Here is an 11568-nt window from a genome sequence, read left to right as displayed (position 1 = left end):
GCCTGCGCTCAGCCTACGACCGCCCTGCCAGCGGCGTCTTGACACAGAAGGGAGCCATGAGCGAGCGCTCGCGCCAGCAGCGACTTAGCCCCTCATGTGGGTGACCTCTGACCCTAGTCGGCGTCCGCCGCGCCATGAAGGGTTAGGACCACAACCGAACACACATCGAGGAGAGCGATTCGCATGAGTGGCAAGTCCGACAAAGCCAAGGGACGAGTCGAGGAAGCCGCTGGCGTCCTGAGCGGCGACGAAGAGCTTCAGGCCGAAGGTAAGCGCGATCAACTCGCGGGCAAGGCCAAGAACAAGACCGCTCAAGCAGAACAAAAGGTTGAGCACGGTATCGACAAGGCAAAAGAAGCGATCAAGTCCGCACGCGACAAGACGAAGGAAGCGCTACACCGCAAGTAAGGCCGACAGCAGCGACGCCGTGGGCCAGTTGGGCGCGGTCCGCATGTGATTGCTGCGGCCACTCGGTCGTGGTCGTTCAGAAATGGGCCGTTTGCGCAACCCGAAGCCGACCACGCACGAGCGCACGCTCATCGGCATGAGAGTGCAACGGCGACCGGACGACTGGCGGCGGAATGACGCGGTGCCCTCTTCGAGCCGAGGTCGCGAAGCCAGACGGTTTGTCGCTACAGGGTTGCGAGGTACGCGACCACATCGAAGGTGTTTAGCCGTGCATCAGCTCGCACATAGAGGGGATGGTGGGGATGCCCAGCTCTACTCCTGGGGCCTCGGGTCAACCACTGAACGTTTGCCAGCTCCGGGAGAGCAACGATGTCGGTGAGGCATTGAGGTAGGTACTTGCGCTTGCGGATGAGCGTGCCCCAAGCCGCCCAAACGTTCAACGTGCGCCCATCGGCGAAAGTCGCGATCGAGCGAAGGTTCCAGGCATGGAGCTCAGGGTCCGCGGCGGCGTGCAAATCGCTCGGGTTGGTAGCCCGCTGAGGGTAGACATTGAGCATCATGAAACCGTCGAAACCACTGTCTTCGGCGACTCGTGCGACTGTTGCCACCGTTGGGTCCAAGTCGCCAGGAGCGGCCGTCGAGGGGTTGATGCCGACGCACACGAGGGGCTGGGCGCACTCGGTCCCCAGCAAGGTGCGGCCTGAGTTGTCAGGACTTGGCGTGTATATCCACGTCGCCACGACGGGAAGGTATCAGTGGGTGCCCTCGACCGTAGTCGTTGGCACGATGTGCGCGGCCTCAGGTCTGGGGCGCCTTGCTGATCGGCCACAAGTTGCGGCCACCCTCTCGACGCGCAGTTGCGGCGAAGGACACGGGCAATGGGTTCTCCGCATCCGGCATTCGGTGAGGATGAGGCATGACGAGTGACGAGGTAATCGCCGCAGCGCTCCATTCGCTGGCGGGTATCAGGCATGCGCACGCCGACGCGATCCGGCTCGTTCCGAAACAAGCTGGGCTGTATGCGTTCTACGGCGACGGACGCGCGTGGGCCGAGCTCAAGCTGAGCCCAGCCTTCGACAGCCAACCTCTCTACGTCGGCAAGGCGGAGCGGTTCACTCACCTACATCGACTTGTACGACTTTCAAGTCGTCATCAACGGAGCGCATGGGAACGCTCGGCTGACGATCAGCGGGAGCTTCACCCTTGCTTCGAGCCCGTGCTCCCCCACGTCCTGCTGAGCTGATCATGACTGAGGATCTAACCGGCACGGTCGCCAGCTGGAGCGAAGACGCCGGGTGGGGCGTACTGGCCTCCGATGCCACACCAGGTGGATGTTTCGCTTCCTTCGCGGTCGTGCACATCGACGGCTACCGAGCGCTCACCGTCGGCCGCAAGGTCACGTTCAGCGCGATCCCCATGGAGATCGAGGGCCTGAGATGGCAGGCGACCTCCGTCACACCCATCGAGCCGAACTAACAACTCGTTGGTCTGTTCTGCCCCGGGTTCAGTGGCGGCTCGGAACTGGCGCCGTGACGGTGGTCGGGCGGGGTTGTGACGCTACCGCCCGCGAATCCCAGCCCATACTCAGTGCCCAGCCCGCGGGGTGGGTGATTGCCTCGGCCGGTGCGCCTGGGCTCGGGACATGCAGCCGAGTTGGCACCCGTTGCTCTCCACGGACCTCAGCCGGCAGTGACCCACCACGAGCCCACGGTGCACGAACTACACTCTGGTTGTCCGGTGGGTTATTCGAACTAATACCCTCCAGTCCCGGGCCTCTAGCTCAATTGGCAGAGCTGCGGACTTTTAATCCGTAGGTTGTGGGTTCGAGCCCCACGGGGCCCACCGTCAACGGATCGCCCGGCCACAGGCCGCCCGCCCCCTCGGAGCTGGCGCGAGCCGCCGACTGCAGGTTCGTCGTCATGTGGCGGCCTGTCGAAAGGCGGCAACAGAGAGGCGTCCCTTAGGTTGGACGCCGACATATCGGTCCGTCGTGCCGCCTAGGCACCTGGGCCGAGCCGGTGTGGGGACCGGTCGACCGCGGACGCCGCACCGGACGGCACGAGGGGGAGGCGAGTGGTCAACATCCTGCTGGCCGGCGGGATCTCCCTCGTGCTGTCGCTGTTCGCCACGCCGCTGCTCGTGCGGTACCTCGCCCGGCACGGCTACGGGCAGTTCATCCGCGACGACCTCGTCCAGCACCACTACAAGCGCGGCAAGCCCACGATGGGTGGAGCGGTCATCATCGGCGCTGCCGTCGTCGGGTACTTCGGGTCCCACCTCGCGCTCGTCGGGGTGAGCGCCAGCGACGTGGCCGGCGTCTCCCCAGGCTTCATCAGCCTCAGCGCGATGCTCGTCCTGCTGCTGCTGGTGGGCATGGGCTTCGTGGGGTTCCTCGACGACTACATCAAGATCTCCAAGGCACGCAGTCTCGGCCTGACGTCGAAACAGAAGCTCGTCGGCCAGACCGTCGTCACCGTGGCCTTCGCCGTGCCGGCGCTGCTCGCCACCGACGCCAGCGGCCACGCACCGGCCTCGACGGCGATCTCAGTCGTCAGGGACACCCCGCTCGACCTCGGTGCGCTCGGGTCGTTCGTCGGCGTCGCCCTCTTCATCTCGTGGGCGAGCATCCTGATCGCGGGTGCCTCGAACGGCGTCAACATCACCGACGGGCTGGACGGCCTGGCCGCCGGGACGTCGGTGATGGTGTTCGGTGCGTACACCGGGATCAGCCTGTGGCAGTACAACCAAAGCTGTGCCGCCACGCCCGGGCCCGCTTGCTACGAAGTGCGTGACGCCCTCGACCTGGCCGTGGTGGCGTGCTCCATCGCCGGAGCCTGCTTCGGCTTCCTGTGGTGGAACGCCTCGCCCGCCAGCATCATCATGGGCGACACCGGGTCACTCTCCCTCGGTGCGGCCCTGGCCGGTATGGCGATCCTGACCCGCACCGAGCTGCTGCTGGTCGTGATCGGCGGCCTGTTCGTCCTGATCACCCTGTCGGTCGTGCTCCAGATCGCCAGCTTCAAGCTCACCGGCAAGCGCATCTTCCGCATCGCGCCGGTGCACCACCACTTCGAGCAGGCCGGCTGGCCCGAGATCACGATCGTCATCCGGTTCTGGATCGTCGGCGGCATCTGCGCGATGGGCGGGCTCGGCCTCTTCTACGCCGAGTGGCTCGCCGCCAGCTGACCTGCCCCCGCCCCCGGACGCCGGAGGGCCTCCCCGCTCACACCGGGGAGGCCCTCCAGCAACGAGCGGCCGGACTACTTCAGCCCGAGCGCGATCGCCATGGTGCGGAACAGGTCCGTCTGGTTCGTGACCCCCAGCACCCGCTGCGACTGCGGGCCCTTGGCGGCGATCCGCACCTCGCTGCCGGTGTGGTCCTGCGACTTGCCTGCGGTGACGGTCGCGTAGCTGATCACCATCGGCGCGCCGTCCGCCGTCCGCAGCGTCTGGAACGTGCCGGGCGAGTGGTGGCCGGCGTCCTGCGGGTACTCCACAATCTGGCTGGTGTGCGCGTGGTCGGCCGTGACGACGACGAGGGTGTCAGGGTGCTGCTTCGCGTACCTCAGGCCCTCGGCGATGGCCGAGTCGAAGTCGGCCGTCTCGCCGATCTGCGCGCAGGGGTTGGAGGCGTGGTCCTGCTTGTCGATCGACGCACCCTCGACCTGCAGGAAGAACCCGCGCTTGCCCTTGGCGGCCTTGGCCTTGGTGTCGAGCAGCGACAGCGCCTTGCTCGTCATCTGGGTCAGCGACGGCTGCCCGGACGGCGCGTTGCCCGGCTGGCACTCGGTGCCGTCCGCGGTGGTGTTCGCCGCGTCGTCCGCGGTGTACGGCTGAGCCGTCGGGCCGGTCCACCGGGTCGGCATCGTCCCGGCGCTGAACAGCCCGAGCACCTTCTGCTTCGCCGTCGCGGCCGCCAGACCCTGCGCGTCGTCGACGAGCGTGTAGCCCTGGGCTGACGCCTGCTGCGACACCGTCCGGCCGGCGTACTTGCCGCCCGTCACGGTCTGGGCGAAGCGGCCCTGCCCGCCACCGAGCAGGACGTCGACTCCGTGGTCGAGCAGCTGCTCGGCGATCGAGCCCGGGCCGCCGTTCTCCTTGGCGTCCTGCGGGCAGGACGCCATGTTGGCCGGCCCCTGGCAGCCGCGTTCGGCGACGTGCGAGGCCAGCACGGCCGGTGTCGCGTCGGTGAGCTCGGCGGTCGTCACGTCGCCGGTGACGAAGCCGCGGCGCTGGGCCAGCTCGAGGATCGTGGGCAGGTCACGGTCATTCCGGTCGACCGAGATGGCGCCGTTGTACGTCTTGGTGCCAGTGGCCCAACCGGTGCCGCTCGCGGCGGAGTCGGTCACGTAGTTGATCGTGCCGTCCTTGTCGACCGAGTACGTCGTGTACGCGCCCGTCATCGGCAGCGAGTCCATCGCCAGCCGACCGTTGGCGCCCTTGAGGTAGTTGCGGGCGATCGTGATCTCGCTGTCGCCCATGCCGTCGCCGATGAACAGGATCACGTTCTTCGCGTGGGTGCCGTGACCGCGGTGGCCATGCGCACCGTCGGCCTGCGCGGACGCCGCAGCGGAGCCCAGCAGCGAGGTGGCACCGACCGCCACGGTGAGCACGCGCAGCTTCTTCGAGCCATGCATCATCTGTCGTCCCTCATCTCGTCGGCGCCCGCGCCTCCCTAGCGGGCAGCGAGCGCGAGACCATCCGAGCAGCGGGACGTGACGGTGCTTCGACGGCGACGCGAACGGTCATCGAACTGCAGCCGGCGCGGCGTTCACCGCACCGTCACTGGGACTTCGCGTCCACCTCAGCGCGACTGCGCAGGACGCAGAACTCGTTGCCCTCAGGGTCCTGCAGCACCACCCAGCCGCCACCGTCAGGCTTGCGCTGGTCGTCGAACTGCTTGGCGCCCAGGCCGATCAGCCGCTCGACCTCCTGGTCGCGCGTCTCACCGTCACGCGGACGCAGGTCGAGGTGCAGCCGGTTCTTGACCGACTTGCCCTCCGGCACCTCGATGAAGATGAGGCCGACACGCTCGTCGTCCGGGTGCACGATGACGCACTCCGTGTGGCCAGGCTCGTTCGGGTCGTCAGCGAGGTCGACGTAGCCGAGCACCGGCTTCCACCACTCGGACAGCTCGTAGGCGTTGGCGCAGTCGACGGCGACGTGAGAGATCCAGGACGTCATGCGCCCCAGTCTGGCGACCAGCGGGCGCCGGCGCGACGCAGATTCAGCCTGTGCGGCATTGACCTTCCGGCGTCGCAGCGGCGAGCGTAGTCTCCGAGCGTGGACGACGTGGGTCGTCGGTCAGCGCAGGCGCCGGATCCGTCGCCGGAGAACGAGTTGCCGCCCCAGCGGGACACGGTCCGGCGACGCTGGTACGCGCGACCGGTCGTCGTCGGTCTGGTCGTCGGGCTGCTCGTCGCGGCCGTATCGACGATCGTCTACCACGCGGACTCCTCGACCGCCCTGGGTTACCTCATCGTGGGGTGGGCCATGGCCGGCGGCGCCTGGGCAGGCATCACAGAAGACGACGCACACGCGACCGAGCGGGCCAGACAGCGCGATCTGCAGACGCAGCAGGCAGCGAAGGCGTTGTCCGCGGCGGCCAGTGCGAGCCATGATCCCGACCCGGCTGAGTTCCTGGCCTACTGGCAGTACACGCACACGCGACTGAACTCGTTCCACCAAGAGGCCAGCCTCCAGATCCGCAGCGCCTACCGACTGGCACAGGTGACGTCGGTGCTGGGCTTCCTCGTCGTCGTCGCTCTCGGTGTCGCGCCGGCTTGGCCTTCAGCGAACACCACCCAGACCCTCGTGGCGGGCGCGCTCGCCGCCATCGCTGCCGCCATGTCGGCTTACATCGGACGGACGTTCCAGGAGACCTACCGCCAGGCGTTGCAGCAGAGCATGACCTTCTTCGACCAACCGGTCGTCGCCTCGAGACTGCTGGCTGCGGAACGACTCGTCGGGCGCCTGCACACCGACGACGCCAAGGACGAAGCGCTGCTGATGATCATCGCCGCCGCTGCGGCAGCACCGGCCGCACCCCGCTTCACCGCCCCGACGAGCGGCACGCCCCGCGAAGCCTGACGGAGCAGCTTCGCTCAGAGGTACTCGCGCGTGACGACGCTCGCGTCGCCAGCCTCGAGCACCCGCCGCCGCAGCCGCTCGGCCTGCTCGCTGATCGCCGCGGCGGCGTCCTGCACGGTCTGCGCCGCGGCAGCCGAGTCCTGCACCGACTGCGCGACGTTGCCGATCCACGTCGACATCTCGCGGGTGGTGGCGTTCTGCTCCTCCACCGCGCTGGCGATGAGCGCCTGCTGGTCGGCGACGTCCGCGATGAGCTCGACGACCCCGGTGATCGCTGCGGACGCCTCGCTGGCCTGCCCCTGCGTCCGCTCGATCATCTCGGTGATCTTGCCGGTCGCATCGGCGGTGCGCGCCGCGAGCTCCTTGACCTCGCCCGCCACCACTGCGAAGCCCTTGCCGAACTCGCCGGCTCGCGCTGCCTCGATGGTCGCGTTGAGGGCGAGCAGCCGGGTCTGCTCGGCCACCCCGCGGATCATCGCGGTGATCGTGCCGATCTCGTCGCTCGACTGCGCGAGCGCCGTCATGTTGTCGCTCGCCGCGCGCGCGGACTCGACAGCCGTCGTCGTGCGCGCGGCCGCGGTGTGCACGCGCCCGGAGATCTCGGCCACGCTCTGCGCCATCTGCGACGACCCGGCCGACAACGCGTCAGCCTGTGCCGACGTCTCGCTGGCCGCCAGCGTCAACGACTCGCCGAGGCCAGTGAGCGACGACGCCGCGCCGGCCAGGTCGTCGGCCAGCGAACGGTTCTCGCCCAGCGAGCGAACCTTCGCGGTGACGTCCTGCCAGCCGACGGCGTACCCGTCGGGCGTCTGCGCGACAGTGACCTCGACGTACACGGCCGCCTCGCCGCTGCCGACGTGCACCAGCTCGCTGGCGGGGTACGACATCGACTCGCTGAGCAGTCGGCGCAGCACCGCGCGCAGCTGGTCGAGCGCCCGCTCGCCATGCGCCGCAGCCGTGCGCTGCGCCATCGCCGTGGCCGCCGCGTTGCGGTAGAGGATCTGCCCGTCGCGATCGGTCAGCAGCACCACCGACGGCAGGTGCTCCAGCACCGCAACGAGCGCCTCCGCCGAGCGCAGCACACCGTCGTCACCTGACCGCACACCTGTGCGCACACCGAACATCGGGCTCACTTCCTCGAGGACTCGCCGACCCCATCGGCCGCGGACCCCCAGACCTGAGCGGAAGCCGGACGCCGGTCAGCCGAGTGAGCGAGTGGCCCACACCGACTTGCCGTTGGTGGTCGACCGGCTCCCCCACTGGTCGGCGAGCTGGGCGACGATGTGCAGGCCCCGGCCGCGCTCGTCGTCCTCCGACGGCGACATGCGGCGTGGGCGGTAGGCCCCGCGGTCCTGCACCTCGAGGATGATCTGCGTGCCGTTGCTGCGCAGCAGCAGGTCGATCGGCGAGCGCCCGTGCACCATCGCGTTGGTCACCAGCTCGCTGGCCATGAGGACGACGTCGTGCACGGCGTCGTCGTCGACGCCCCATTCGCTGAGGTGATGCTCGACCAGCCGCCGGGCGCTAGCCGCCGCCAGCTCGCCGGTGCGGAAGCGGTGCGTGATACCCGCGGCGAACGGCTGCGCGTTCACGCGGGCGATCAGCAGCGCCACGTCGTCGTCCGGCCCCTCAGGCATGCCCGCCGCGACCAGCCGCTCAGGCAGCTCGCCGAGGGGGATCTCCCGCAGTCGCTCGAGCTCACGAGCCACCGCGTCGATGCCGTCGTCGAGGTCGCGGCCCCGACGCTCGACCAGACCGTCGGTGTAGAAGGTGACGATCGCGTCGGGCTGCAGCCGCACCGTCTGCGGCTCGATACCGAAGACGCCCGTGCCCAGCGGCGGGGCGGCCGACCCACCGAGTCGGAGCGCCGGCTCACCGGGCACCACCAGCAGCGGCGGTAGGTGGCCTGCGTTGGCGAGCGTGAGGGTCTGGTCGGTGGAGTCGAAGACCGCGTACACGCACGTGACGATGTGGTCGGCCCCGAGGTCCTGCACCATGCTGTCGAGGTGCTCGAGCACCTCCGCCGGACGCACACCCATCTTCGCGAAAGCCCTGACGCCCGAGCGCAGCTGGCCCATCACGGCGGCCGCGCGAACACCGCGCCCCATGACGTCCCCGACGACGAGCGCGGTGCGGCCGGCGCCCATGTCGATGATGTCGTACCAGTCGCCGCCCACCTGCGTGCCCTCGACACCCGCCCGGTAGTACGTGGCGACGTCGAGGTGCTCGAGCTCGAAGTCGCGCTCGGGGAGCAGGCTGCGTTGCAGCTCGTCGGCGATCGCGTGTTCGCGGGCTGACGCCTCCTCGCGCGCCGTCGACGCGGCCAGAGCGAGCTCGGCGTCGCGCTGCTCGGTGACGTCCTGCAACGAGCCGCGCAGCAGACGTCGGCCGCTGCCGTCGTCGATCACGACCTCGGCCCGCACGTGCGCGAGGCGGTAGCCACCCGAGCCGTCGGCGAGGCGCGTCTCGTACGTGATCAGCTGGTCGTCGACGGAGTTGCCCTCAGAGTCCTTGCCCTGCAGGGCGTTCAGCACCAAGGGCAGGTCGTCCGGGTGCACCACCTGCCGCATCAGTCGGTCGAGGCCGAGCTCGTCGATCTGGTCCTGCGTGCGCCCCATGATGCGTTGCAGCTCCGGCGAGGCCAGCAGGACGTCGGCGTCGAGGTCGGCCTCCCAGCTGCCCACCTTGGCCAGGCGCTGAGCCTGGTCGAGCAGCGTCTGGCTGTGCTCCAGGACCCGCCGGGTGCGGCGCACGCGGTCGAGCTCGAGGTTGACCCGCACCCGGGCCAGGAGCTCGCGCGCCGCGAACGGCTTGACGAGGTAGTCGTCGGCGCCCGCCTCGAGGCCCTCGATCGTGCCGTCCTCGCCACCGCGCGCCGACACCATCAGCACCGGCACACCCACGGTGCGAGGGTCGTCGTTGAGCGCGTGCAAGAGCCCGAAGCCGTCGAGGTGCGGCATCATGACGTCGGTCACCACGAGGTCGGGAGGACGCCGGAACGCCGCGCGCAGCGCCTCGACGCCATCCGACGCGGTCTGCACCTCGTACTCGGCGGCGAGCAGGCCGGCCATGTAGTGACGCATGTCGGCGTTGTCGTCCACTACGAGCACCCGCGGACGCTCAGCGTCGGCACCCACGGTGTCGGCCAAGGCCCGCGACCCGCGGTGCTGGCTCTCTCCGTCGACCCACCGCTGCGCCTCGAGCACGAAGCCGCGCGACTGCTCCTGCGCGTTCAGCGAGTGGCCGGGACTGTCAGCGGTCGGACCATCAGAAGCCCTGCCCTGCAGCGGGATGCGCACGGTGAACGTCGTGCCCTCACCGACCTTGCTCTCGGCCTGCACCTCACCGCCGTGCACTGCGGCGAGCTCGCTCACCAACGCCAGGCCGATGCCCGAGCCCTCGTAGCTTCGCGACTGAGCGCCGTGCACGCGATGGAACCGCTCGAAGAGGTGCTCGAGCTCGGCGTCGGGGATCCCGATCCCGGTGTCGCTCACCGACAGCACCACGTGGTCGGCCTGCTGGCGCAGTGTCACGCTGACACCGCCTTCGAAGGTGAACTTCAGGGCGTTCGACAGCAGGTTCAGGACGATCTTGGCCCAGTGGTCGGGGTCGACCCACACCGGCGCCTCGAGCGGCTCGACGTCCGTAGCGAGCGTCAGGCCCGCCGACTGCATGGCGCTGTCGAACATGCTCACCAGCTCGCTGGTGTACCGGTCGAGCACCACCTCGGTGAACTCTGGCTGGGAGCGCCCCGCCTCCAGGCGCGAGAAGTCGAGCAGGCTGTTGACCAGGCGCAGCAGACGCTGGCCGTTGCGATGGATCACCTCCACGCGCTCGCGCTGACCGGGCGACAGCGGGTCGCTCTGGTCGGCCAGCGCGTCCTCAGCCGGCCCCAGGAGCAGGGTCAGCGGCGTGCGGAACTCGTGGCTCACGTTGGTGAAGAAGTCCGTCTTCGCCTGGTCGAGCTGCGCCAGCGCCTCGGCTCGGCGCCGCTCGAACTCGAACGTGCGGGCGTCGGTGATGGCCGCCGCGATCTGCCCGGCGACGAGCTGGGCGAAGACGCGGTACGACTCGTCGAAAGGCCGATAGCGGTTGAGCCCCAGCACCAGGAAGCCGTACGGCGACGACTGGGCGTTCTGCGCGAGCGGCACGCAGAACGCCTGCAGCGCAGGCTCTTTCCAGCCACCGGTGGGGACGTCGGCGAAGCGGGACGGCAGGTCGTCGACGGTGGAGCTGCGGCCGGCCACCAGCTCGGCCACCGGCCAGACCGCGGCGGGGTCAGCGACGCTCAGGCGAGGGGCCGCCATCGGGTGACCCGCAGGCACCAGACTCGTACCGACGAGGCGTGCGGTTCTGCGGTCGTCGTCGAAGAGGTAGACCAGGCCGAAGGGCACCGACAGCCCGTTCTCGCCCAGGTGCCGGCACGCCGAGGCGATGGTGTCTGCCTCGGTGAGGTCGCTCTGCGCTCGCGAGCCCAGGTCACGCAAGGTGATCATGCGACGGGCCGCGATGACCTGCTCGGTGTCCTCCTTGACGACGCAGAGCATGCCCTCGACGTTGCCCTCGTCGTCGGCCAGGGGGCTGTAGGAGAAGGTGTGGTAGGTCTCCTCGACGTACCCGCTGCGCTCGAGGAACAGCAGCAGCGACTCGTCCCAGGTGGCGACGCGCTCGGTCATGACGCGGTCGATCCGCGGGCCGATGTCGTCCCAGATCTCCGACCACACCTCGGACGCCGGCCGACCCAGCGCCCACGGGTACTTCGCGCCGAGCGTGTCGCGCCGGTAGGCGTCGTTGCAGAAGAACGTGAGGTCCGGCCCCCACGCCATCCACATCGAGAACCGCGAGGTCAGCAGGATGCGGACGGCGTTCTGCAGGCTCCGCGGCCAGGTCTCGGGCTGGCCGAGGGGGGTGCTGTCCCAGTCCACGGCCAGCAGGTCGTGGCCGATCTCACCGTTCGCTAGCAGCGTTGCGCGCACAGGCGTCCGTTCGTCGATGACCTCGTCCCCGGGCGGGGCGCCGCTGCCTGACGCTGAACCCGCCGCTTGGGTGGATTATGCCGAAGCCAGCGGC

10 protein-coding genes and 1 tRNA gene are annotated in these 11568 nt (G+C 69.2%); 6 read left to right on the top strand and 5 right to left on the bottom strand.

Features of this window, described 5'->3' with window-relative positions:
- The first annotated feature begins 183 nt into the window (after window positions 1-183).
- A complete protein-coding gene (locus ASD06_RS18655; RefSeq protein ID WP_082538187.1) occupies window positions 184-408 on the top strand; it encodes a CsbD family protein in 225 nt (74 codons plus the stop codon).
- 224 nt (window positions 409-632) lie between these two features.
- Here ASD06_RS18655 and ASD06_RS20075 read toward each other — a convergent pair whose 3' ends face one another.
- The gene (locus ASD06_RS20075) at window positions 633-1148 is read right to left on the bottom strand and encodes a DUF1643 domain-containing protein (protein WP_082538186.1); all 516 of its coding nucleotides are present in this window, start codon (window positions 1146-1148) and stop codon (window positions 633-635) included.
- Between the two features lie 176 nt (window positions 1149-1324).
- On the opposite strand from ASD06_RS20075, the gene ASD06_RS19045 reads away from it, so the two are divergent.
- From ASD06_RS19045 to mraY, 4 genes are all read left to right on the top strand, one after another.
- The gene (locus tag ASD06_RS19045) at window positions 1325-1651 is read left to right on the top strand and encodes a hypothetical protein (RefSeq protein ID WP_157371795.1); all 327 of its coding nucleotides are present in this window, start codon (window positions 1325-1327) and stop codon (window positions 1649-1651) included.
- Between the two features lie 2 nt (window positions 1652-1653).
- Entirely contained in the window at window positions 1654-1884 is a 231-nt protein-coding gene (locus tag ASD06_RS19740; protein ID WP_157371794.1) for a cold shock domain-containing protein, read from the top strand.
- Between the two features lie 293 nt (window positions 1885-2177).
- Window positions 2178-2250: transfer RNA gene (locus tag ASD06_RS18270), tRNA-Lys, on the top strand.
- 231 nt (window positions 2251-2481) lie between these two features.
- Complete coding sequence (mraY, locus tag ASD06_RS18265; RefSeq protein WP_056680998.1) at window positions 2482-3594, top strand: phospho-N-acetylmuramoyl-pentapeptide-transferase; 1113 nt, start codon at window positions 2482-2484, stop codon at window positions 3592-3594.
- Window positions 3595-3668: 74 nt separating this feature from the next.
- Here the strand turns inward: mraY and phoA are convergent, their stop codons facing one another.
- Together phoA and ASD06_RS18255 are read right to left on the bottom strand one after the other, a co-directional pair.
- The gene (gene phoA / locus ASD06_RS18260; RefSeq protein WP_056680995.1) at window positions 3669-5048 is read right to left on the bottom strand and encodes an alkaline phosphatase; all 1380 of its coding nucleotides are present in this window, start codon (window positions 5046-5048) and stop codon (window positions 3669-3671) included.
- 142 nt (window positions 5049-5190) lie between these two features.
- Window positions 5191-5592 (bottom strand): VOC family protein, encoded by a 402-nt coding sequence (locus ASD06_RS18255; RefSeq protein WP_056680993.1) that lies wholly within the window; start codon window positions 5590-5592, stop codon window positions 5191-5193.
- A gap of 309 nt (window positions 5593-5901) precedes the next feature.
- Here ASD06_RS18255 and ASD06_RS18250 point away from each other — a divergent pair, with 309 nt between their 5' ends.
- The gene (locus ASD06_RS18250) at window positions 5902-6498 is read left to right on the top strand and encodes a hypothetical protein (protein ID WP_157371793.1); all 597 of its coding nucleotides are present in this window, start codon (window positions 5902-5904) and stop codon (window positions 6496-6498) included.
- Window positions 6499-6512: 14 nt separating this feature from the next.
- Here the strand turns inward: ASD06_RS18250 and ASD06_RS18245 are convergent, their stop codons facing one another.
- The gene (locus tag ASD06_RS18245; protein WP_056680987.1) at window positions 6513-7622 is read right to left on the bottom strand and encodes a methyl-accepting chemotaxis protein; all 1110 of its coding nucleotides are present in this window, start codon (window positions 7620-7622) and stop codon (window positions 6513-6515) included.
- A gap of 75 nt (window positions 7623-7697) precedes the next feature.
- Window positions 7698-11474, bottom strand: a complete 3777-nt coding sequence (locus ASD06_RS18240; RefSeq protein WP_056680984.1) for a SpoIIE family protein phosphatase — start codon at window positions 11472-11474, stop codon at window positions 7698-7700.
- Between the last annotated feature and the right edge of the window lie 94 nt (window positions 11475-11568).

It is taken from the genome of Angustibacter sp. Root456, assembly GCF_001426435.1.
Lineage (GTDB): Bacteria > Actinomycetota > Actinomycetes > Actinomycetales > Angustibacteraceae > Angustibacter.
Note: the sequence above shows the minus strand (reverse complement) of the source record. Positions and strands in the feature narration are given on the sequence as shown.

Coding starts and splice junctions, on each gene's coding strand:
- ASD06_RS18245 (WP_056680987.1), bottom strand. CDS start 7,622: ATGTTCGGTGTGCGCACAGGTGTGCGGTCAGGTGACGACGGTGTGCTG.
- ASD06_RS18655 (WP_082538187.1), top strand. CDS start 184: ATGAGTGGCAAGTCCGACAAAGCCAAGGGACGAGTCGAGGAAGCCGCT.
- ASD06_RS19045 (WP_157371795.1), top strand. CDS start 1,325: ATGACGAGTGACGAGGTAATCGCCGCAGCGCTCCATTCGCTGGCGGGT.
- ASD06_RS19740 (WP_157371794.1), top strand. CDS start 1,654: ATGACTGAGGATCTAACCGGCACGGTCGCCAGCTGGAGCGAAGACGCC.
- ASD06_RS18255 (WP_056680993.1), bottom strand. CDS start 5,592: ATGACGTCCTGGATCTCTCACGTCGCCGTCGACTGCGCCAACGCCTAC.
- phoA (WP_056680995.1), bottom strand. CDS start 5,048: ATGATGCATGGCTCGAAGAAGCTGCGCGTGCTCACCGTGGCGGTCGGT.
- ASD06_RS18250 (WP_157371793.1), top strand. CDS start 5,902: ATGGCCGGCGGCGCCTGGGCAGGCATCACAGAAGACGACGCACACGCG.